Here is a 24069-nt window from a genome sequence, read left to right as displayed (position 1 = left end):
TTTATGAATCTGCAGTCCCCCCATCGAGTAAATGTCCTTTTAGTTGACGATCGCCCAGAAAATTTGGTAGCTCTAGAAGCTATCCTCAACAGCCCCTCTTATCATCTAGTACAAGCTAATTCGGGCGCGGAGGCTCTGAGATGTCTGCTTAATGAAGATTTTGCGGTAATTTTGCTTGATGTGCAGATGCCGGGAATGGATGGATTTGAGACAGCAACATTGATTCGCTCTAGAGATCGATCGCGATCGACTCCGATTATTTTTATCACAGCATTCAGCAGTAATGACACTCACGTGTTTAAAGGTTATTCTCTGGGTGCGGTGGATTACCTGTTCAAACCCTTAGAACCGGAAATATTGATCTCGAAGGTACAGGTATTTGTGGAATTGTTCCAAAAAACAGTCGAGGTGAAGCAGCAAGCAACACAGTTAGCTGCGGTTAATAGTGAACTAAGTAAAAGTGAAGAGCGGTTTCGCACTTTGTGTGCTTGTTCACCACTGGGAATTTACTTAGCTGACGTTGAAGGCCGCTGTACTTACATCAACCCGCGTTGTCAAGCGATTTGTGGGTTAACTTTGGAGGAAAGTTTGGCAGAGGTTTGGCAGCGGGAAGTTCATCCAGAAGATCGCGAGCGCGTAGTAGCAGATTGGTTAGCTTGGATTAAAGAAAGTCAGGAATATTCTAACGAGTTTCGATTAGCTGGTAGCGAAACTGTGCGTTGGATTCACGTGCAGTCGTCGCCAATGTTTTCGGATTTGGGAAAACTTATCGGTCATGTGGGCACGGTTAGAGATGTCACAGACCGCAAGCAAGCAGAGGAAGAACGCGGGAGACTAATCCGCGAACAAGTGGCGCGCCAAGAAGCTGAGAGAGCTAACCAGATGAAGGATGAATTTCTAGCTATTCTCTCTCACGAACTCCGCACTCCTTTAAATGCCATTCTCGGCTGGTCTAGGCTGCTTCGTTCCAAAAAATTTGACCAAGACACTATTGAGAAAGCCCTAGAAACAATTGAGCGCAATGCTAAATCTCAAGCGCAACTCATTGAAGATATTTTAGATGTTTCGCGGATTCTGCGGGGCAAACTAAATTTAAATAAGCATCCGATTCGGTTGGAATCTGCGATTAAGCTAGCAATAGATTCTTTGCAGCCGCTGACTGAGGAAAAATCAATAGTCATAGAATTAACGTGCAGTCCCAATGTAGGTGAAGTTATCGGCGATCCCGATCGCTTGCAGCAAATTGTGTGGAATTTGCTGTCAAATGCCATTAAGTTTAGTCCGCAAGATGGTAAAGTACAGGTGCGGTTAGAGTCAGTTGGAGATGAGGCTCACATTCAGATAATTGATAGCGGCATTGGTATCGCTCCTGATTTTTTGCCTTATGTTTTCGATCGCTTCCGCCAAGCTGATAGCAGCACAACTAGGTCTTACGGGGGTTTGGGACTGGGATTGGCGATCGTCCGTCACTTGGTGGAACTGCACGGCGGTAAGGTGTATGCAGAGAATAATCCGGGCGAGGGTGCGAAATTTACGGTGGCTTTACCTGTGGCACAGAGGAACGCCCTTGCTGCTGACGATGATTGGTCGCACCTCAATGAGCAGGCAGAGACCCTCCCCACTCTGGCTAATTTGCAATTGCTGGTGGTGGATGATGACGATGACACGCGGGAGTTTTTGATTGCTTTACTCGAAGACGAGGGAGCGATGGTGCGATCGGCGGCATCGGTGGCCGGGGCTCTAGCTGCACTGGAGAGTTATTGGCCGGATCTACTGCTGAGCGACATTGGAATGCCGGAAGCAGACGGCTATGAGTTGATGGCGCGGGTGAGAGAAATGGAAAGGCTCAGGGGTGGAAAGATGCCTGCGATCGCTCTGACGGCCTACGCGAGAGAGGAAGAGCGCAAGCAAGCGCTGGAAGCTGGTTTCCAGATGCACTTATCTAAACCAGTTGACATAAATAAGTTAATTGCCGCAATTGCTAACCTCACAGGAATCCTCGGAAATCCCGATCCAACTCACATCTTGCACGATGCTCAAGAACAGGCAAGATGCCTGTTCCACAAAGATTAGATTTTATTGTGGGGAGTAGGGGTTGGGCAGGAGAGCCCGTCCGTGAAGGCTGATTGACAATAGTGCTATTCGGTGATTTCCAAGGGAATCGGCGGTTAAAACCGCTTTGTTGACCCCCAATCCCGTGCTGATTACTGAGAAAAATATTAAGCTAGCTAAAAGGAAACGCGATCGACAGTTCGGAACAAGACACCCGTTTTTTCACAAAAAACTGGATATTTGCCGTTTTTTTGCTTCAACCTGCCGTCAAAGTACAAAATTACCCGCCAATCAATTCATGAATATTTTTAGCAGTCTGCTTTCTAGCCCAACTCAAGCACCCCAAGTCAAAAAACAGCGTCGAGGCATTGAAATTAAGTCGGAACGCGAAATCGAAATTATGCGACAGGCAGCGAAAATCGTTGCAACGGTACTCAAAGAAATTTCCCAAATGGTGAAACCGGGAATGACTACTGCTGATTTGGATGCTTATGCCGAAAAACGCATCCGTGCTATGGGGGCAACTCCGAGTTTTAAAGGCTATCACGGTTTCCCTGGATCGATTTGCTCTAGCATTAATAACGAAGTTGTTCACGGCATCCCCAGTCCCAAAAAAGTAATTCGGGCAGGAGATGTTCTCAAGGTAGATACTGGGGCATATTATCAAGGTTTTCACGGCGATTCTTGCATTACGATCGCAGTTGTGGAAGTGACTCCCGAATCGGCAAAATTAATCCGAGTCGCAGAAGAAGCTCTCTACAAAGGCATCGAACAAGTGAAGGCTGGAGCCTATTTGCTCGATCTGGCGGGTGCGATCGAAGATCATGTCAAAAGCAACGGTTTTAGCATCGTTGAGGAGTTTACCGGCCACGGTGTCGGGCGAAATTTGCACGAGGAACCGTCGGTTTTCAATTTCCGCACCCGCGAAATGCCAAACGTGAAATTGCGAGCTGGCATGACATTGGCGATCGAACCGATTCTGAATGCGGGTTCTAAGTACACTCGGACGCTTTCTGACAAGTGGACTGCTGTAACGGTTGACAATGCTATGTCGGCTCAGTTTGAGCATACTGTGTTGGTGACAGAAACTGGCTATGAAATTTTGACCGATCGTTCAAAAGTTTAAGGGGAAAAAAAGACAATAGTTGTGAGTTTTGAGCTCAAGTTTTTATTCTGTAGGTTGGGTTGAGCGATGGCGAAACCCAACACCTTATTTAAAATGAAGATTTGGGTTTCGTTCCTCAACCCAACCTACAATATTTACACTATTAAGAAGGTAACAGAGATGTCAGCACGATTATTATTGGTAGACGATGAACCGGGCTTGCGGGAAGCAGTACAAGCTTATTTGGAAGATAGCGATTTTGCGGTTGAGGTTGCCAGTAATGCTCGGGATGGGTGGGAACTCTTGCAGCAGACTAATCCCGATTTGGTGATTTCAGACATTATGATGCCCCAGGTGGACGGTTATCAGTTTCTCAAGCAAGTGCGGGAAGATCCTCGCTATAAGGCTTTGCCGGTGGTGTTTTTGACTGCTAAGGGGATGACGAGCGATCGCATTCAAGGCTATCAAGCAGGCTGCGATGCTTATCTTTCTAAGCCCTTCGATCCCGACGAATTAGTAGCAATAGTAACGAATTTGCTAGCCCGTCGCGCGGCTGCTAAGGAGACGAGCGAAAATGCTGAAAGTCCAGATATTGCTGCTTTGACAAGCCAAATGGCGAGAATTGAGTCTTTGCTGAGTGGGCGGAGTTCGATCGCCCAAAGTCCTTCGCCGATTAAAATTGATTTGACTCCGCGAGAACAAAGTGTTTTGGATTTGGTTGCTCAAGGTTTGATGAATAAAGAAATTGCCCGCCGCTTGGAAACTAGCGTGCGTAATGTGGAAAAGTACGTCAGCCGTTTGTTTAGCAAGACGGGTACTAACAGCCGTACTGAGTTGGTTCGCTTCGCTCTCGAACACGGCTTGACGAAATAGGGGCCCTCTCGACTTGGCTGGAGGCTCTCCCTCTGCCATCGGCGTTACCAGGTTCTTCCTGGTAACGATAATTATGCAAAAAATTAGAAATGTTAAGATATAAGTATTGACAGCTATCCGGTGGCTGTGGTATGTCACATCAGCTTGCTGGTGGCAGCGCGGGAGTGCGAAAACTGGTGTGCGAAAACTGGTGTGCGAAAACTGGTGTGCGAAAACTGGTGTGCGAAAACTGGTGTGCGATCGAACTTTTCACCCACTTTGCTTTGAGTCTGAGAGAACACTCGCAAAGGCTGGGGAATTACTTAACGGGAAAACCTGACTGTTTAAGAGTTTTCACGTAGTAAATACAAAGGCAAACACTTGACCGGATATGCTCCGTTAAGCAAACTTGCCACGAAAAGTCACAGATCAGGTTATATCCTATGGAAAAGCAAGCGACTATTAATTAATGAATCTGCTCAAAAACGGATACTTGCACACTGCTGGAGTGTTAAGCAGCCCACAATTTTAGATCAAAGTTCAAGCTCTCAGATTCATCTGTGGAGTAAATCTAAAATCTAAAATCTAAAATCTAAAATCGACTGACAGCGCTCTACAGTAGCGGCGGATGTTGAATGTATAGCAGCACCAAAGTTTAGTTTATATCAGGAGGATACCATGAGGAAAATCACGGCGCGACAAACAATAAGTGCCATAGTAGCACTGCCGATCGTATTAATAGCTAATACAAATCAAGCTTTGGCCGCTGATACCAGTCAGAAAATAGATCCAATTAAGAAAGTTTCGGATTTGGGCGATGAGCTAGATTTTGATATTGGGCCACCAACAACAATCAGCATTGAAGAAAGCGAGGATTGGGATGAACCTGATTTTACAGCTACTTTAGATATGGAGATTAGTAAATTTATGACAAATAATCTTCAAGCTGTAATTGATGAGCCGCCGCCGATAGTTTATCTCAGTGCGGCCAGGGGCCAGTCAACCCGGGAATGCCGGATTTCTGGGATATGCGAATAACTGAATCGGATTGGTGCGATTTGGGCGATGGCTGGGAGTCCCGCAAACAAAGACTCATTTGCTGGGTAGAATTAAAGCAATTATCAAGATTTCAGTAAAATTCGGTTGATTTTGCTGGGAATATGCGAATAACAGAGTATGTATTTTTTGGGGTATGCTTTAATTGCGATCGGCTAAAATAATAAGTATGCAGGCTGAAATAAACTTAACTAATTGATAGTTCCCAGTGATGGGAAATCGCCGAAAAGGGCAAAAATAAAATTAATCATGTGATTGTTCGCTGTGATTGGCAAACGTAAAAACGGGTAAAAGTAAACTTAGTTAGAGCAACCGCCAAAACGGTTAGGAAGTTCTTAATTGCACTTTCCCCCTGCGATCGATTCCTTCCATCCGTTACATCCGTTACATCCGTTACATCCGTTAAATAATCCGTTGCCGAACTTCCATCCGTTACATCCGTTACATCCGTTACATCCGTTAAATAATCCGTTGCCGAACTTCCTTTTTTCGGCAGTTGACAGCATCTATCCTGAGAAACTTTTTCAAATATTAATTATGATTAATTCGCACTGCCAGCAAGACACCGCAGCACAACAAAACAAAAGTTCGCTGCAAACTCTCACCCGGACTCTCTCGATGTCTCAGGGGCAATTTTCGCTGATTTTGGTACGGTGCAATTACAGCGCTATGAGAGAAAAAATTGTACGGCAATTGCGGGAGGAGTCTGATATCGAGATTCGAGAAATTGTCCTTCCCCCATCTGTTAAAACTCTTTACACGACGATAGAAACAAAACTTTCCTGCAGCCATCCGGCAGCTTTAATGGTGTTTGGCTTGGAATCGGTAAGTGCGATCGATCGACTGCTGACATCTACCAACTACGTGAGGGAAGAATTTCGGAATAATTTTCCCTTCCCGGTGGTGCTGTGGGTGACAGACAAAATCTTAAAAAAACTGATTCGGTTAGTAACAGATATCGAAACTTGGACGACAAGTGTGGAATTTGTGATTGGCCCCGACGACTTGGTTGATTTCCTGGGCAAAAGTGCCGATCGCATTTTTTCCAACATTTTAGAAAGTGGCAATTGGCGTTTAACTAATTCTGCCATTCTCGGAGCCAATTCTTTGAGTGAACTCGAGTCGGCTAGCCAAGACTTGCAAACTTGCAACATCAGGTTAGAACCAGCTATTGAAGCGAGTTTGCAATTTATTCGCGGAAGGCACGAATATGCTTGTCACCGCATCCCTGCGGCTATTGAATTGTATCAAAAAAGTCTCAGTTTTTGGAAGTATCAAGTAGCATTTATTGGGCCAAAAACAGAATTTAGCGATTTGTTATTTACCGTTCACCCAGCACCGGTGTTAGAGGGAATTCTGCTATTCCACATCGGTCTTTGCTACCGCTTCCAAGCAGAACAACACCGCAGCGGCAATCGTCCTTACTGGACGGAAGCTAAGAATTATTTTCAGGAATGTATTGATGTTTTAGAACGGGCGGGACGGCCGGATGCCGTTGGTATATTCATCAATCAACTTGGCGAAGTATTGCAGCATTTAGAAGATTGGGATGCACTCTGGAATCTAGCTATCAAAGCTCGGAGGTTACATGAAAATATGGAAAATTCAGCAGTTAATTTGGCTCAAGATTACGGCTTTTTGGCTAGAGTAGCCTTAGAGCAAAAGAACTGGCAAGGGGCGAAAGAATGGGCTTTAGTCGCTCTAGACGTTCTCAATTCAAATTTAGAAGCGACGGGACAGGGAACCCCTGTAAAGTCGCAGCATCTAGGCTTATATCTGTTAATTTTAGCAGAGGCCCAGAGTCAGTTGGGGGAAATGGAGGAGGCGATCGCAAATTTAGAGCTTGCTCGCTTGGAAACCGAACCTTGCTACAACCCGCAACTGTATTTGAGGGTTTTAGAAATGCTGCGATCCCTCTATTTTCAGCGGGGAGAATATCTCGAAGCATTTCAAATTAAGCAAGATTATCGAGCGGTGGAACACACGTATCGGTTCCGAGCTTTTATTGGAGCCGGAAAGTTGCAGCCGCACAGAGAAGCGGTTAATTCCGTCGCCGAAACTCTTGCCGACGCGGCTACTATTGCTGACGAAATTACAGCTTCCGGCAGAGAGCAAGACCTCAACCGCTTAATATATAGGATGAACAATACCCCCGACAAACTGACAGTAATTTACGGTCAGTCTGGAGTTGGCAAAAGTTCAATAGTCACCGGGGGATTAGTACCAGCTCTCAAACAAAAAAAAATAGAAATGCGGACTGTTTTGCCCGTAGTGCTGCAAGTTTACAACAACTGGCCGCGGGAATTGACCAGACAGTTATCTGCTGGGAAAGCTGAAATATTCGATCCGGAAATTACCGAACCAGTACCAGAAATTTTTCCTGTAGATTTGACCGTAGAAGCAGGTGCAGTCAAGGGAAATCTTATTTCGGGATTTCAGGGTGGCTCGACTGGGAATAATGAGGAGCAAAGGGAGCAGTCACAGCCAGTAGAATTAATCATACAACAACAGGCGATCGAATACGAAAATATTCTCAAGGAGCTGCAAATAAATTCCGAACATTTAGTGACTGTTCTGATATTTGACCAACTTGAAGAATTTTTTTTCGTGTGGAAAGAGCCAGCGGAAAGACAAATATTTTTTGATTTTTTGCGGGAATGCTTGAAAATCAAATATTTAAAAGTCGTCCTGTGTTTGCGGGAAGATTACCTGCACTACTTGCTGGAATTTTCCCGACCCAAAAACCAGACAGGATTCGTTAACAATGATATTTTGGAGGACATTCTCAGCAAAAACATTCTGTTTTATTTGGGAAACTTTTCGCTGGTCGATGCGCGATCGGTAATTCGCACTTTAACTGAGCGAGCGCAGTTTTACTTAGAACCGGAGCTGATCGAAGAATTAGTCCAAGATTTAGCTGGAGAATTGGGAGAAGTCCGCCCGATCGAACTACAACTTGTCGGCGCTCAACTGCAACAAGAGAACATTAGAACTTTAACTCAATATCAGGAACTCGGCGACAATCCGCAACAAAAATTAGTCGAAAGGTTTCTCGAAGAAGTCATCAAAGATTGTGGCCCGGAAAATGAAGTAGCAGCGCGCCGAGTATTGTACTTGCTCACAGATGAAGAACAGATTCGTCCCCTAAAAACCCGCGCCGAATTAGCATCAAATTTAGCGACCTTTGCTGAAGCTGATAAATTAGATTTAGTATTAGAACTGTTAGTAAACTCTGGTTTAGTTTTTCGATGGACGGAACTACCGGCAGAGCTTTATCAGCTCGTTCACGATTATTTAGTTAGCTTCATTCGCCAGCAGCAGGAATTAGATAAAAAGGCAGAATTTGAGGAACTGCGAAAGCAAAACCAAATTAACCGAGATGAAATTGAACAAATTCGCAAAGACAGAGAGCAAGATGCTTTGCTGTCGGAAGCTAGAGAGAAACAGCACGAAGCGGAAGCTCAACTTTACCAAAGTCGGAGATGGCAATTGCGGGCGGCGGTTCTAGGACTGCTTGTACTCGGAGGTGTTTCGGGGATGGCATTCGAGCAAGCTAAATTAGCAGAAAGCGCGCGGCAAGAAGCAGAAAAAAGTCGGACTGATGCCCTAAATTCGGCGTCGGAAGCTTTAGTGATATCTAATGAAAAAAATCAATTAGGAGTGTTGGGAAATAGTATCAAAATTGGTCGTGATTCTCTGAAAAGTACAGCGCTGCCTGTGGACACTAAAAATCAAATTGCTGAAAGACTCAGACAAGCAGTTTCCGGGGTGCAAGAACGCAACCGTTTCGAGCAGCACAGCAAGTTTGTTTTGGATGTGAGTGTCAGTCCCGATGGCAATTCAGTTGCTTCGGCAAGTGCTGACAAAACTGTTAAATTGTGGAGCAAAGAAGGTAAGTTATTAAAAACTTTCAATCACCCGGATAGCGTGACGAGTGTTAGTTTTAGTCCCGATGGGAAAACGATCGCTACTGGTTGTGCCGATCGCACAATTAGAATTTGGCAAGTAGATAACGACAAAAGTGCGAGTGGCATTTTATCCGGCCACCGCGATATCGTCACCAGCGTCAGTTTCAGTCCCGACGGCAAAACCCTAGCTTCCGCCAGTCACGACAACACCGTCAAAATCTGGAACCTTGCGAACAAAAAATTGCTGCAAACCTTAACAGGACACAAAGACTGGGTACTCGGGGTCAGTTTCAGTCCCGACGGCCAAACAATTGCCTCAGCAAGTGTTGACAAAACTGTCAAACTTTGGAACCGAGAAAGTAAAACCCAGAAATTTAGAATTAATCCCAAAACATTAACCAAACATTCTGACATTGTTTACAGCATTAAGTTCAGTCCAAACAGTCGAGAACTCGTCTCGGCAAGTGCCGACACCACAGCAAAAGTTTGGAACCGAAACGGTGAGGAAATCCGAACTCTCAAAGGACACAACGATGAAGTTGTCAGCGCAAGTTTCAGTCGCGACGGCAAAAAAATTGTCACCGGCAGTGCAGACGATACGGTGAAAGTTTGGAGTCGCAGCGGCACTTTGCTCAACACTTTTCGAGGACATCAAGACGACGTAAGAGCCGTAAGTTTCAGCGGCGACGGCACTATTGCTTCCGCAAGTAAGGACAAAATAGTGAAAATTTGGAAACCGGACAGCACTCCGCTGAATAAGATTTTATCGGGACACGGAGACTGGGTTTACAAAGTCAGTTTTAGTGCTGACAATAAAACAATTGCCTCTGCTAGCGGCGACAAAACCGTGAGACTTTGGCGTGCTGACGGCAGTTTATTCAAAACCTTAGAAGGTCACAAGGATTCTGTTACCTGGGTGAGCATTTCGCCTGATGATAAAACTGTTGCTTCTGCCAGCGATGACAAAACCGTGAAAGTCTGGAGTTTAAACGGCAAACTGTTAGATACTCTCAGCCACAGCGGCATTGTTAAAAGCGTGAGTTTTAGTCCAGACGGAAAGATAATTGCCGCCGCCAGTGCCGATCGCAAATTGTACCTCTGGCGCTGGAACGGTTCTAAAGCAACTTTGTTTGCAAAACTCGATCACACCAATCCAGTAATTAGCGTTAGCTTCAGTCCCGACGGCAAAACTATTGCTACTGCTACCGCTGCTGAGGACAAGGCAAGCGGGAAGAAAAAGGCTTTTGAAATTACCGGAGAAAAGAGAGTTTACCTGTGGCAATTTAACGGTTCGTCGGCGAAAATTATGAAAACTCTTGACCACCAAGACAGCGTTAAAAATGTTAGTTTCAGTCCCGACGGTAAGACTATTGCTGCTGCTTGCGGTGACAAAAAAGTTTACTTGTGGGGGTTTGATGGAAAAATGGCGAATTTAACTGAAAAACTCGACCACAGCGATACTGTAGAAAGCGTGAGTTTTAGTCCCGACGGCAAGTTGATTGCGGCGGCGAGTGGGGGAAATACTGTTAAGCTGTGGGATTTTGACGGCAAGAAGGCGCTGCTATCTAAGACGTTAGAATCGAGCGATCGCGTGTTGAGCGTTACTTTTAGTTCTGACAGCAAAACTCTGGCTTTTGCTAGTAGGGATAGGACTGTAATTCTGTTGCCTGTGGCGAATTTGGAACTGAATAATATCATTGCTCGCAGTTGCGAATGGTTGGGAGATTATTTGCAGAATGACCCGAATGTTGCTGAGGGCGATCGACTGCTTTGTCTTGGATTTGGGAGGCAGGCGTTAAATAAGAGGAAGTAAACCCTTTAGTGAGGACTGCATTTCTCTGTCGGCGGATGAATAAAAACTTGCATTCGTGACTGCGAACCTAGAGTTAAATTTAGATGAAAATATCTATCTGTTGACTGGTGTTTTTGGCTGTAAATTTGCGGTAAAATTCCAGTAAGAAACTTAACTTTTTTGGCGGTTTGCCCGCCGCATCAATCCGCAATTCCCACAAAAGGTAAACCGCATGGAAACCAACTCCCAAAATGTCCAACCAATCCCGCCATTCAACGAGACAAACGAGGAAACACCAGAGATAGGTGGCGGTTTGCCCGTAATAGAATATTGGGCAAAACATACATTGTCCCCGGAAGGGCCGAAACTTTGGAAAACTTTGCTGCACAAAAGTGCTTGTTTGTCCTGTTCTTGGGGCACTGGCGGGCAGAAAGGAGGTTTTACAAATGAAGAGGGCGAAAAACTTCAGCGCTGCATGAAAAGCGTCGAAGCAATCTCCGCTGAAATCAAGCCGGCTATCTCAACTCAATTTTTTGAAAATAAGAGTATTGCCGAACTTCAGCAATTAACTTCAATGGAAGCCGACAGGTTGGGAAGGCTGAGTTTTCCGATGATTTTGCGGGCTGGTTCATCTCATTACGATCGCATTTCTTGGGAAGAAGTTTATCAAATTGCCGAAGCTGCTTTTCGCAAAACCCCCGAAAGAGTGGCATCTTACAGTTCCGGTCGCTCTTCCAACGAAGCGGCTTTTCTGTTGCAATTGATGATGCGGGCGATGGGTTCCAATAACTTAGCAGATTGTTCTGATCTCTGCCACGCTCCCTCGACAATCGGGTTAAGCGAAATGTTTGCCACCCGCACCTCGGTAGTGAGTCTAGAAAACTTGAAGGAAGCAGATTGCGTCGTGCTCGCGGGCAGCAATTGTTCCTACAACCATCCCCGCTTGATGAACGATTTAATTAAAATTCGCGACAAAGGCGGTAAAATAATTGTAATCAATCCGGTGATGGAAATCGGGTTAGTCAAGTTTGGTTCTCCGGCATTTCCTGTCAAGTCGCTCATCCCCGGTTCCGATATTTCCTCGCTATACTTGCAGCCAATTCCCGGTAGCGATACGGCGCTATTTGTGGGCATTCAAAAGTCTATAATCGAACAAGGTTTGCTGGACGAAAGCTATTTGCAAGCTCATACAGAAGGCTGGGAAACAGTAGTACAGCACGCCCGCGAAACCGACTGGGAAACTATTACTGAAACCTGCGGAGTTTCCCGCGCCGAAATTGAGGCGGCAGCCAAAATTATCGGCGCTTCAAAGCGAGTTGTCTTTGGTTGGGCGATGGGAATTACCCAACAGGATAACGGTGTAGATAACGTTTTCAGCATTGCCAATACTGCCTTAATGACAGGAAATGTCGGCAAAGAAGGGGCGGGATTAATGCCCGTGAGAGGACACTCAAACGTCCAAGGATTCGGCTCTATGGGCGTCACTGTGAAGCTGAAAAAAGAAATTCAACAAGCTTTAGAAAAGTTATTGAACCGTCCCCTGAGTCCTGTTAAGGGCTACGACACTCGATCGCTCATTGAAGCAGCAGATGCAGGCAAAGTCGATACGCTGATCTGTCTGGGTGGCAACTTGTATGGGGCGAATCCAGATTCAAATCAGGCAAAACGCGCTTTAAGCAATGTTGAAACCGTTATCTACCTCGCAACCAAACCGAATTTAGGGCATTTTCACGGATTAGCCAAGCACAATACAATTGTGATTCCCGTGCTGAATCGCTTTGAAAACCCCCACAAAACAACGGTGGAAGCCGGTAATAACTTTGTGCGTTTAAATGATGAAGGCGAAACTCATCTCAAGAATTCGGATTTGATTTCTGAAGTGCATTTTTTAACAGAATTAGCCAGCCGAATTCACGGCGATTTTCCTGTTGATTGGCGCAGACTTCAAGACACAAAATACGTTCGGCAATTGATTGCTAAAACTATTCCTGGCTATGAAAAGATGGCGACAATTGATGAAACACAAGAGGAATTCACCATCAGCGGTCGCATTTTTACAGAACCTAAATTCCCTACAGAGTCTGGGAAAGCGAAGATGTTTGTCACGCCTTTACCTAAGCTGAAATTACCGGAAGCGAAAGAGTTTGGAGTATCGGAATCCACACAGGGTATTGTTGTGGCATTGATGACGGGACGCAGCTATTCTCAGCACAATACTGTCGTCTACAAAATTGATGACAAGTACCGGGGAATGCCGCACCGCAACTGCATTTTGATGAATCGTGCGGATGCACAAAGCGCGGGTTTGCAAGAAGATCAGCGGGTTACGGTGCAGGGAAATGTGGGGAAAATGGAAAATGTCGAGGTGATTTATGGGGCGGTTCGTGAGGGTTCTGCTTTGATGTTTTATCCTGAAGTGAATGTGATTTTTCACCCGGAGATTGAAAGGCGATCGGGCACGCCTGCTTACAAGCGCGTACCTGCTTTTGTTTATGCGGAAGTTCGGCAACGGATTCTGTAACGGATGTAACGGATGTTATGATTAGCTCTGTCTTCTGTCTTCTATAACTCACATTTTCGATGATTTTTAAGAACAGGCAAGATGCCTGTTCCACAAGGAGTTAATTTTTTGTAGGGTGGGCATCTTGCCTGCCCATATCCAAGTTTTAATTAACTCTTAATTTGCAAAGTTCTACCGCGCCAAGTCCACCCCCAACCAGTTTCGGTTTTAATCGCAGAACCGATCGCCATCGCGGCCACTAACCCACCTCCCAAACCTCCTAACCACCAGTATTTCGTCGGACATTCCGAAATCTCGGCACCTAAGCGGCGCAAAGTGTAATGCTGCCAAGTTACGATTATTACTAAGAAGGAAGAAGGAAGAAGGAAGAAGGAAGAAGGAAGAGAGAAGACGGAAGAAGAAAGAGGGAAGACGGAAATTATTTTTTTCAGAATAATGAATAATCCTATCCACGGCATAGGATAAAGAAATAACATAATTGCGGCCATGTAAACCATCATGCCCCAACTGCGGTTAGCGCCGAGATACAGATTCTTTGTCCAGCCTTCCCACAATGCGTTCCAAGACCGATACATCCGCACGGATGCCAAATTTGGCCCGGAATAAAGTCCGAGCTTTAAACCCGCACGTTTGATGCGTCTAGCTAATTCCACATCTTCCACAATTTCGCTTGCAACTGCTTCGTGACCGCCAATTTTTTCGTAGCCCGATCGCCTAAATAACATGAACGGCCCGGCGGCAAAAGCACTGTCTGTTTTCGAGGCATCGTTGACGGCGGTAAAGTCGTAGCAAACTGCTAAGTTATTGAACATTAACGGCTGTACTAACCACTCGGCAAAACACTCACAAACCAGCGCTGGCATACAGGTGAACAAGTCTATTTTCTCGGTTTCGGCTGTGGCGATAGCGGTTTCGATCGCCCCTGGTTTGAGTCGCACGTCGGCATCGATAAATAATAAGAAGTCTCCGGTTGCTACTTGAACAGCTTGAACGCAGGCCCAGTTTTTGCCCGCCCAATATTGGTTGGTTGGTCGCGGCTGACCTGCTAATATTTTAAGCCGGGGGTCGTTGAGATGCTGTTGCAGGGTTTGCCCGATCGCTAGTGTGTCGTCTGTCGATCGATCGTCTACAATTAAAACCTCTAAGTTGTCCACAGACAGCGATGTACTCTCCAAAATGGCGATCGCGCAATCCCGAATATTCTCTGCCTCGTTGTATGCTGGTACGATTACCGAAACTTTAGGGAACTGCGCGGCGGACTCCGGTGACAGCTTAGCCAAACTTCTGTCGGTTCGAGGCGCATTTTCGACTGATCGGCGCAAATTCTTAGTGTAAGCTCTACTTACAATCAGAGAAAAAATTAGCAGGGTTAACAATATCAAAGCGAACTGACCTCAAATTTTCGGTACAGGATTTGTCTCCCTAAATATTAAAAAATATTAAAACAAAAAGCTAGTCGATCGCCCGAAAAGTTATTTTGACCGCCTCCTTTGCTATAATTTGTGAGCATCTTTCGGCTCGCCCGCAGCGAGGGGTAAGACCCCTCACCCAGTCAGCGACCGAAAAGCCGAGGATAGATATCAGTTGTCAGAGGATATTGGAATGGGCGAATTTGTGACAGTCGATGTGTTGGCGAACGGGATAGCCATACTTGGTGCTTTGGGTTTTTTCTTTTTAGGATATCAAGCTTTGCAGATTTTGAAAAAATAAAGTATGGAAGAAGAAAGAAAGAAGAAGGAAGAAGAAAGAACGATTAGCTCCTCGCTCCCCCCAAACCCCTAAAAAAAGGGGAGTAGGGGGTGGGACAAGAGCATTCTTTCGCTCCCCCCAAACCCCTCAAAAAGGAGGATATAGGGAGCGAGACTCGACGACAAGTGACCCAACAGTGCAACTGTTTCTTGCGAAAATCAACCAAAAAAAGGCTGCGTTATTATCATGGTGAGCCAACTTTTAGATGGACGCTATCAAATCATTGAAGTCATAGAAACAGGAGAATTTGGACAAACATATCTTGCCAAAGATATTCGCCGTCCCGGAGAACCGCAGTGCTTTGTCAAGCACCTGCGTCCCGGTACCACCGAACCGAAATTAATTAATACTACGCGCCGTCTTTTTCAAAAAGAAGCAGAAGTTCTAGAAAAGCTCGGTCAACACGACCAAATTCCTCAGCTATTCGCTTATTTTGAAGAAAATGAAGAATTTTTCTTAGTTGAATCCTTTGTTGCCGGTCACTCGCTATCAACCGAGATTGTACCGGGCAAGCCTCTCAGCGAAGAAAAAATGATTCCTTTGCTGAAGGAACTGTTAGAAATTTTAGTATTTGTACACGGACAGGGAGTAATTCACCGAGATATTAAACCAGCAAATTTAATCCGCCGCTATTCCGACAACAAGTTAGTTTTAATCGACTTTGGCTCGGTGAAAGAAATTCACATCGCTCAAAGACAAGCGCCGGTAACGGTGCGGATTGGCACCCTGGAATATATGCCGATCGAACAATTTCAATACAACCCGCAACTCAACAGCGATATCTACGCTTTGGGAATGATTGGCATCCAAGCAATGACGGGTTTGCCGGCTTACGATTTGCCGAAACTGCGGGATTTGAAAAATTCTAATAAAGGCGAAATTGTTTGGCGGCATTTAGCCACGTGTTCCCAAGCGCTGGCTGATGTTTTGGACAATATGGTGCGCTACGATTTTCGGGAGAGGTACCAGTCGGCGGCGGAAGCTTTAGCCGATTTGAGGAAAATTGGCGATCGCTCGCGGGCGCGGATTCCCAAGCTGACAATATATCGCGAAGAAGTCGATCGGCGCAGCAGCAGCCGGGGCGATATTACAGTCGTCGGTCGGAGAATATTAGATGAACTGCGCGTCAGTTTGGAATTGCTGCCAGAAGAAGCAGAGGCGATCGAAGATGAGGTATTGAACCCTTACCGGAAATACAGGGAAAAAGGCGAACGCTACGAACAATCACTGCAAGAAGCAATGCAGCAAGAATATCCTTTTTCTGTGGAAACTCGCGAGGAGTTAAAACGCTTGCAGCAAGTTTTAGGGCTTACTGACGAAGATGCCGCGACAATCGAAGAATTAGTCATTCCTAAATCTTTATTCGCTAAATTGTACAAGGCGATTACCACAGTTTTGGAGGGACACCGCAACCCCAATGGGCTACCACCGAGTAGCGCCCCTCACCTCGAATTGCAGGCAAGTCCGGCGGTATCCTCGCAGGTAAATCTGAACGGAAAAACCGATTTATCGTTAGCGCAGCCCGCCCCTACGGGGGCTACGCCAACGGAGAGGATCGCCAGCGCAGCAGCACTTGTCCCCAAAGAAACTCGCAAATTCAATCCTTATCTTGCCGGGGCAACAATTGCGGCTCTCTTAGCTGCGATCGGCGGAGTTTACGGATATCTCAAGTGGCAAGAATGGCAGCAGCGAGTCCAGAAAGAATCCCAACAGATCACTCAAATTGAAGCTCTTTATACAGCCAGCAATTATGAAGGCTGCATCAGTCAAATACCAACAATTGCCAACACTTCCAGCACCTATTCGTCCGCTCAGGAGTTACAAGAACAGTGCCAAGCAGGTCTGCGGTGGAAGAACGCCAAAGTCAAAAATTTCGCTCAGCATTCAGATGCAGTTGGGTCTGTTGCTTTCAGTCCAGACGGCTTAATGTTAGCCAGCGGTTCTAAAGACAAAACCATCCAAATTTGGGATTTAGCTACAGGCAAGTCGATCCGCACTTTTCCAGGAGATTCATCCACCGTTTGGTCGGTTGCTTTTGACTCAAACGGTACAAGACTGGCGACTGGAACCGGTTTTTGGCGAGTCATGCTGTGGGATTTGAAAACAGGGCAAGTGATTCGCAGTCTCGACCACACTGCTTCTGTTTGGTCTGTCGCTCTCAGCCCCGACGGACAGCTTGTGGCTAGTGCCAGCGGAGACAAAACCACGAAGATTTCGGATGCAACAACTGGCCGTTTGATTTACAATTTGCCCGACCATACAGATTTTGTTTATTCTGTTGCTTTCACTCCAGATGGAAAAAGTTTGATTAGCGCTTCTAAGGATAACAAAATTACAGTTGTTGATGTAGCAACGGGGAGGTTGCTAAAGACTCTTGAGGGACACGGCGACGCGGTGAGGTCGGTTGCTGTTAGCCCGGACGGGAAGACAATTGTTAGCGGTTCCTATGATGAAAGTATTAAAATCTGGAATCTCGAAACCGGAGATTTAATTCGCTCTATCAAGGGACATTCTGACGATATTGTCTCGGTTGCTATCAGCCCGGACGGCAAGTTTATTGCCAGCGGGAGCAAGGATAAAACTATTAAAATTTGGGATTTTGCTACGGGAGAATTGCTGAATACTTTGACGGGACATTCCGATGAGGTTTATGTGGTGACTTTTAGTCCCGATGGTAAAACTATTGCTAGCGGTTCTAAAGACAATACTATTAAGTTGTGGTTGAGGTAATCAGAAGGAAGAAGGAAGTTCGGCAACGGATTATGTAACGGATGTAACGGATGTAACGGATGTAACGGATGTAAAGGAGAGAAGGAAGAAGGAAGAAGGAAAAATAGTCCTTGACGCACAGACTATACTTGTAGGGTGGGCAGTGCACACCTTACTACTACAGATAGTGTAACAATTGAAAAGTTGTGTCTACGACTGAAGAAGTCAGTCAACAGTCAACAGTCAACAGTCAACAGTCTCCATTAGTCATTCGTCATTTAATTGCTGTAATTCAGCTCGTTTTTTAAGGTTTGGGGAAAGTGCCAATAAGGCGTTTCTAATTCGTCCTCAGTTTGAGAATTTTCAGTGGAGTTTTCTCGGATTTGAAAAAAGTGGTAGAGGTTAGCGACAGTTAAATCGGATATTTCTTGCCAATTCGAGGCAGCTAAACCTTGATAGCCAGTAGCGATCGCCTGCTGGCTGACATAAAATTCGTATCTCCGGCGGATTTCCGGCGACACAGCGAAGGTTAGCTGGTCGCGCAAGGATAGAAAGTGAGACTTTTGCTTTAAAGTTTCATAAAGTGAAGGTTCCGCAGCTAATACCGCGAATGTAGTGTACACGCTGCTTTTTAAACTATCGCCGGTGAGTTTATCTAAACTAGCTAACTGGTGCTGCTCTTTTGGAGACAAAGTTTGCATCCAATCAACTTCATTTTGCCAAAATTCTATTACACTTAAATCATGACCCAGAATCCTAGTAACTTCGGGAAATAAAAAATCTAGTTCGGGTTCGGATTCACATCCTTTAACAACAGTTAGAATATCTTGACAAATTTTTGATTCGAGTTCCAGCAGGCGATCGCTCACCATATCGTAGGCCCGCTGCAAGTGAAACGTGACCCCGATCGCCTGCTCGATCGCCCAAACACATTCCATTTGCCTGAGCTTTCCGGCAGAACACAGCCCATCCAACAAACTGGGATTGTCATAAATTTTTAAAGCCTCAAACAGCATATCCCGCCCGCCATTAATTTCGGAATTCCGAAGTTTAAGATCGGGCACTGTTAGGGCTGACTGACAGCGTTTGACAGCCTTAGAAAAAATATCGTAACCGTTAACCCATTTCTGGCGGTGCATTTCAAAATTAGAGTCGTGAGCCACCTTAAAAATCTGCTGGATCACCTCTACTCCCCTATCTTTGAGGATGTGTCTGAGATCGATAAATCCGTCTTTAATTTTTAGCTTCTGGTGCTTTGCCTCTTCTCTGATTTTTAATACTTGGTTGAGGTTTACTGCTGACAAAACTGTGCTGGATACAGCGCCAATACCAATGACAGCAGCAGTTGCTTGCATCACTGCCAAATTAATTTTCAGACAGTTAAGCATTCTGTATGTTTTTTGAAACCCCTGATGAGTTTGAGCAACCTGCAACGGCGCCACTGTCACGTATACGGGAGCTACCAGCGGCTGTATGGGGCCACCTCCGGCTAACTGTGCGAGCAATCCTAGAACTCCGCGCGAGGAGCTAGTTCCAGTTGTTGATTGATAAAAGATTTTTGCAAGCTCGACAAACTCCCCTGTCACTGGATCTCTAGCTGCGGGGAGCAATTTTCCTGTTTTGGTAGTAGGCTGTACCAGTTTGCCAGTATTAAGTAGAGCCTGAGTTGCAGGGGTGAATATATAATCCATGTTGTGACACCAGTTTAAAAAAAATGCAACTGTAGGCAAGCTCCAAACCACGATAGTCACCAGTCATTCCCAATTCTTCAATTCTTTAATCTAAAATCTAAAATGGTATGACTTAGCTCGTATTCAAAAAGGCAGATGTTCTGTATTGTATGCTATTTAGGGAAACGAGGCATCAAAGGAAATGAATGAGTATCTCAAGGTATTCCAGGCTCTTACCCAGTTTAGCGATCGATTGCTGGCCGACGAACATCAATCCCTAGAGATCAAACAGTCAGCTACCCAACTCAGCTTAGATGTGGAACCTTGTATTCAGGAAATCAAGCAATCAGCCCTCAGACTCAAGGGGTTACTTCAGGTATGTTTCAAAGATGTATCTCACGCTGAGGATGTCTGGAATAGCAAGCCGAGAATTGCTGGAGCATCTCCTGTTGATGTCTGGGAGCAAATTGGCGAACTAAGCGGATGCGATGTGAGAATTCGCAGTTTAGGAAAACAGGGCCAATATGATGCTGTTTTTAAAGTTAGCAAATCGTGGAGCGACAAGGCTACAAAGTTAAAAAATCAGTGGTTTTTGTGGGATAAAAACCATCAAATATTTCAAAGAGATACTCTCGGTTTTTTTGAAAAAGATAATTTGCACAAAGAGTTACGGAATGAAGTTGATTACCAGGCAGAGCGAGTGATTTTAATTATGGAGAATGAACTCCATTTGATTTTTAAAGAATTACAATCTATTGATATAGAAAAAATTGAATTTTATATTGAATGCTTCGATCTCAACAGTCAATCGAGATTTAGAGAGCGACTGCAATCAATAGGCGGCGAGATTGTGTCGAAGTTTACGGAACCTCTGAAATATTTACCTGGCTCTTCTGTGAAGACTTTTAAAGAAACGCTGAAACAACCTGTAGAAGCTCTGGTTCATAAAAGCAAGATGGGAATCAGTTTGGTCGATTTTGAAGATTCCTGTAAAGTGATTGGGTCAATCATGGATAGTTTGATTGTAGCCATTTTTGAGGAGCGCATGAAACTGGCAACTCACACAGTTGAAAAAGCGATAAAGTTCTACAATGATTTTTTAGAGAAGCAGGCGCGGTATCAGCAAGAGACGCCCCAACAGCGAGCGGCGGAAAAAGATTGGATCGAATACCAGCGGCAGCAACTCAGGGAAGTTCAGCAGTATATTGATGCAGTCATTAGTCATTAGTCATTAGTCATTAGTCATTGGTCATTGGTCATTGGTCATTAGTTATTAGTCATTAGTCATTAAGCTGTTGTACACCTAATTTGACAGTCAATTTTTCTATAATTATTGTGGAACGGGCATCCTGCCCCTCTCTGGATTCAATTTAAATGCGTAGCAGCTTAGTCATTAGTTATTGGTCACTGGTTATTGGTTATTGGTTAGTAGTTATTGGTTATTGGTTATTAGAACGAACAACTAACAATTAACAAATAACCACTGACCACTAAAAACAGTCAACAGTCAACAGTCAACAGTCAACAGTCAACAGTCAACAGTCAACAGTCAACAGTCAACAGTCAACAGATTATTGATATTGACCGCTGATTTCGTAAACGATCGCGCCCAAAGATGCCAAACTAGCTAGAATCAGCATCCCGGCCGGCATGAATTTGCGAGTTTTTACAAGCCGTAAAATAAAGACTATTACTAAAACAGCCGAGATGACTGCTGCTAATGTTAAACCCCAACTTTGTCCCATGAGTTGTGCGGTGCCGGCAAAAATTAGCAGCGAACCGCTAATCAAGCCCGAAATGAGCGAGGCTTGGCTTTTGGCCTTGATATAACCCATGATGCCGCCAACCAGTGTTAAAATGCCGTAGCCGATCGCCGCTGCTGTACCTAAATTCATTTTTAATCCTCCCGATTTCACAAGTGCATCTAAATTTATACAGCGCGGCCTGCAATCAGTGTCACGAATTGTTAGAAAATTTATTAAAGCCAGTCAGGATATCTAACTGTTATACAATTGCCATTATGTCAGCCCTAACTTCTGGTGCGATCGCCCAAATCCGTTACCTCCAGCGCCAAGCAGCATCCCTGCTGCTGTATCAATCGGTTTTCAAAAGCCCTGTCGGTCAAGCCTTTCTCGACTTGCTGCAAGCCCTCCACCACAGCGAAGTCAGCGGTTTGGAATGTCAGGTAGCTTACGGGAACTGGTTCAAACTTCAGGCTGCTAAAAATTTAAGCTGGAAAGATTCTTTGATTTCCGAAATTCTCAAAAACGAAAACCCCTTTTCACGCCGAGCTCAGCAAACAGATTTTGCAAGTTTGCCCCCCGCTTTGGTGGAGGCCGCCCGACATGATTTAGAAGTGCTGCAAAATATTTACGAATGCAGCAGCGAACAGTTGAGCAAGTGGGTGCGGGTAGCGGGTCAACTTGACGCCGTGCCTCTGATTTGGCATTCAGAAACTGTAGCAGAACAGGGAGATTTGCCACTCCACGGAAAACTGGAAAAATGGTCTAGCGCGGTGGAATCTTTAGCCGTTTATTACCGACAGTTTGGCACGGGTTTGTTTGCCGAATATCGCGCTTTTGCGTGGCGGGGAGGGCAGTTGGCGACTATTTCGCATCCCGATCGCATAACTTTAAAAGAGTTGGTTTGCTGCGATTGGCAGCGGGATGCTCTGGTGAAAAATACGGAGTTTTTGCTGGCTGGTTATCCCGCTTTGCACGTTTTGCTGTACGGAAGCCGCGGTTCTGGCAAGTCTTCTTTGGTGAAGTCGCTATTAAATGAATTTGGCTCTCGCAATCTGCGCTTGATTGAAGTATCTAAATCGGATTTGCAAGATTTGCCGCTAATTGTCGAGCAGTTGCGGGGAGTTCCTCAAAAGTTTATTATTTTTGTGGACGACCTTTCCTTTGAAGAAGATGACGATGCTTTTAAAGCTCTGAAAGTTGTTTTGGAAGGAAATGTCACTGCTCGCTCTCAAAATGTGGTAGTTTACGCCACATCTAACAGGCGGCATTTAATTCGAGAGTTTTTTGACGACAGGCCTCGCCCCCGCGACGGAGACGAAGTTCACGCTTGGGATACTGTGCAGGAAAAACTTTCATTTAGCGATCGATTTGGCTTGACTTTAACTTTTGAACCGGCAGATCAAAACACTTATTTAACAATTGTCCGACATCTGGCAGAGCTTGCTGGAATTAAACTCGCTCCCGATGATTTGGAGCACCGAGCTAAAGAATGGGCAACTCGTCGCAATGGGCGATCGGGCAGGACTGCGCGGCAGTTTGTTGATTTCCTGAAAGCAGATTTAGCAATTTTTCACAAGTAGATCGTCTGCGCTGGGAGGGCGGGTTTCACTTGACCTATGGAAAGGCAATTCAGGATCTGAATAAACCCGCCATTGCAGCGCCGAAGGGCGAAATAAAAATTCTTAATTTTTTCATAATTTTATTGATAATAAATAACTAACAAAATTTGATATAATTATCAAAATCTCCCAAGAAACCTCCAGAGCCAGAACCCATCCTGACTCCCTAAATCCACCACTAAATAAAGAGGAAAATATCATGGGTTTATTTGATAAAGTATCGCAGACTCGCCAAGAAACGGACGTAACGTTAGGGCCTGCCGAAGCATTTGCGGCGATCGCGCTAATTGCCGTAGCAGCAGACGGTTACATCAATGACAGCGAAAGTAAAGCGATTAGCATGACGCTATCTCGGATGCAACTGTTCCGCAGTTATCCCGATGACGTGATGAGAAAAATGCTCGATCGCCTGCTGATGATTCTGCAACGGCAAGGAGTTGAGGTACTGTTTAATGCTGCTTTGGCAACGCTTCCCGACGAACTTAAAGAAACAGTTTTTGCTGTGACAACTGATATCGCTTTAGCAGATGGCGAGGTTTCAGAAGAAGAAGAACAACTTTTGAACGATCTTTACAGTGCATTGGGGCTTTCCGAAGATATTGCCCTCAAGATTATAGACGTGATGTTGATTAAGAACAAAGGTTAAGAAAGAAGGGGGAGGAGTGAGGAGGGCGAATTTTACAATATAAAAAATTAGCGCCTACTTACTTAGCTGACAACTTCTCCAAAAGTGCGGTTTTACCGATATGATGGTTGGTAAAATGGCGATCGAATTTGCGATCGCCCGTTACTACCTCCAATGCCTTTCACTTACACCCGCACTGTTCACTTTCAAGATACCGATGCTGCTGGAGTCGTTTACTTTGCTAACGTTTTGGCGATGTGCCACGAAGCTTACGAGGCATCTCTAGCAGCATCTGGAATCAATCTCAAAGCATTTTTCAGCAACCCCGAGGTTGCCTTTCCCATAATTCATGCTAGTGTAGATTTTTATCGCCCAATGTTTGCGGGCGATCGGCTGATAATTCAATTGACGCCCAAACAACTTACTGGCGATGAATTTGAAATTGCCTATCAAGTATTTTCTGAGGAAGTTGCAGGAAGAAGCGCTGCTAAAGCTCTGACTAAGCACGTCTGCATCGATGCAGTGGGCAGAACTAGAAAACAGCTATCTGAAGACTTAATGCAGTGGATGAGGAAATTTGAGATTGAGATTTCAGATTAGTTTTATCTTTAAATAATAACAGGGAATGACAGTCTAATTTTGGTTCTGTTGATATTATTTCTGACT

General features: G+C 45.1%; 16 protein-coding genes. 12 read left to right on the top strand and 4 right to left on the bottom strand.

Annotation, left to right across the window (positions count from 1 at the left end; translation table 11 throughout):
- Positions 1-3 precede the first annotated feature (3 nt).
- The 5 genes from QUB06_RS20390 to QUB06_RS20370 all read left to right on the top strand — a co-directional run bounded on the left by QUB06_RS20390 (position 4) and on the right by QUB06_RS20370 (position 5047).
- A complete protein-coding gene (locus tag QUB06_RS20390; protein ID WP_333436797.1) occupies positions 4-2073 on the top strand; it encodes a response regulator in 2070 nt (689 codons plus the stop codon).
- Positions 2074-2350: 277 nt separating this feature from the next.
- Positions 2351-3178: a type I methionyl aminopeptidase gene (map, locus tag QUB06_RS20385; RefSeq protein ID WP_333436796.1), complete on the top strand. Its 828-nt coding sequence runs from the start codon at positions 2351-2353 to the stop codon at positions 3176-3178.
- 159 nt (positions 3179-3337) lie between these two features.
- A complete protein-coding gene (locus QUB06_RS20380; RefSeq protein ID WP_190663224.1) occupies positions 3338-4030 on the top strand; it encodes a response regulator transcription factor in 693 nt (230 codons plus the stop codon).
- Positions 4031-4161: 131 nt separating this feature from the next.
- Positions 4162-4371, top strand: a complete 210-nt coding sequence (locus QUB06_RS20375; protein ID WP_333436795.1) for a hypothetical protein — start codon at positions 4162-4164, stop codon at positions 4369-4371.
- 316 nt (positions 4372-4687) lie between these two features.
- Positions 4688-5047: a hypothetical protein gene (locus tag QUB06_RS20370; RefSeq protein ID WP_333436794.1), complete on the top strand. Its 360-nt coding sequence runs from the start codon at positions 4688-4690 to the stop codon at positions 5045-5047.
- Positions 5048-5400: 353 nt separating this feature from the next.
- On the opposite strand, the gene QUB06_RS20365 is transcribed toward QUB06_RS20370, so the two are convergent.
- A complete protein-coding gene (locus tag QUB06_RS20365; RefSeq protein WP_333436793.1) occupies positions 5401-5571 on the bottom strand; it encodes a hypothetical protein in 171 nt (56 codons plus the stop codon).
- 31 nt (positions 5572-5602) lie between these two features.
- On the opposite strand from QUB06_RS20365, the gene QUB06_RS20360 reads away from it, so the two are divergent.
- Together QUB06_RS20360 and QUB06_RS20355 are read left to right on the top strand one after the other, a co-directional pair.
- Positions 5603-10786 (top strand): nSTAND1 domain-containing NTPase, encoded by a 5184-nt coding sequence (locus tag QUB06_RS20360; RefSeq protein ID WP_333436792.1) that lies wholly within the window; start codon positions 5603-5605, stop codon positions 10784-10786.
- A 211-nt stretch (positions 10787-10997) separates the two neighbouring features.
- A complete protein-coding gene (locus tag QUB06_RS20355; protein ID WP_333436791.1) occupies positions 10998-13286 on the top strand; it encodes an FdhF/YdeP family oxidoreductase in 2289 nt (762 codons plus the stop codon).
- A gap of 149 nt (positions 13287-13435) precedes the next feature.
- On the opposite strand, the gene QUB06_RS20350 is transcribed toward QUB06_RS20355, so the two are convergent.
- Positions 13436-14668 carry a glycosyltransferase family 2 protein gene (locus tag QUB06_RS20350; RefSeq protein WP_333436790.1) on the bottom strand — a complete coding sequence of 411 codons (1233 nt, stop codon included), beginning with the start codon at positions 14666-14668 and terminating at the stop codon, positions 13436-13438.
- A 553-nt stretch (positions 14669-15221) separates the two neighbouring features.
- Here QUB06_RS20350 and QUB06_RS20345 point away from each other — a divergent pair.
- Positions 15222-17765, top strand: a complete 2544-nt coding sequence (locus QUB06_RS20345; RefSeq protein ID WP_333436789.1) for a protein kinase domain-containing protein — start codon at positions 15222-15224, stop codon at positions 17763-17765.
- Between the two features lie 257 nt (positions 17766-18022).
- On the opposite strand, the gene QUB06_RS20340 is transcribed toward QUB06_RS20345, so the two are convergent.
- A complete protein-coding gene (locus tag QUB06_RS20340; RefSeq protein ID WP_333436788.1) occupies positions 18023-19495 on the bottom strand; it encodes a hypothetical protein in 1473 nt (490 codons plus the stop codon).
- Positions 19496-19616: 121 nt separating this feature from the next.
- On the opposite strand from QUB06_RS20340, the gene QUB06_RS20335 reads away from it, so the two are divergent.
- Positions 19617-20642, top strand: a complete 1026-nt coding sequence (locus tag QUB06_RS20335; protein WP_333436787.1) for a hypothetical protein — start codon at positions 19617-19619, stop codon at positions 20640-20642.
- A gap of 343 nt (positions 20643-20985) precedes the next feature.
- On the opposite strand, the gene QUB06_RS20330 is transcribed toward QUB06_RS20335, so the two are convergent.
- Positions 20986-21309: a TMEM14 family protein gene (locus tag QUB06_RS20330; RefSeq protein ID WP_333140147.1), complete on the bottom strand. Its 324-nt coding sequence runs from the start codon at positions 21307-21309 to the stop codon at positions 20986-20988.
- 125 nt (positions 21310-21434) lie between these two features.
- Between QUB06_RS20330 and QUB06_RS20325 the strand changes: the two genes are divergently transcribed.
- The 3 genes from QUB06_RS20325 (at position 21435) to QUB06_RS20315 (ending at position 24003) form a co-directional block, all read left to right on the top strand.
- The gene (locus tag QUB06_RS20325; protein ID WP_333436786.1) at positions 21435-22739 is read left to right on the top strand and encodes an ATP-binding protein; all 1305 of its coding nucleotides are present in this window, start codon (positions 21435-21437) and stop codon (positions 22737-22739) included.
- A gap of 238 nt (positions 22740-22977) precedes the next feature.
- Positions 22978-23424 carry a tellurite resistance TerB family protein gene (locus QUB06_RS20320; protein WP_190739853.1) on the top strand — a complete coding sequence of 149 codons (447 nt, stop codon included), beginning with the start codon at positions 22978-22980 and terminating at the stop codon, positions 23422-23424.
- Between the two features lie 153 nt (positions 23425-23577).
- On the top strand, positions 23578-24003 hold the full coding sequence (locus tag QUB06_RS20315) for a thioesterase family protein (RefSeq protein WP_333436785.1): 426 nt from the start codon (positions 23578-23580) through the stop codon (positions 24001-24003).
- Positions 24004-24069: the final 66 nt, after the last annotated feature.

Origin of the sequence: Microcoleus sp. D2_18a_D3 (assembly GCF_036702455.1) — a bacterium.
Taxonomy (GTDB): domain Bacteria; phylum Cyanobacteriota; class Cyanobacteriia; order Cyanobacteriales; family Microcoleaceae; genus Microcoleus.
The sequence above is the reverse complement of the archived record's forward strand: the minus strand, read 5'-3'. Positions and strand labels throughout refer to the sequence as shown.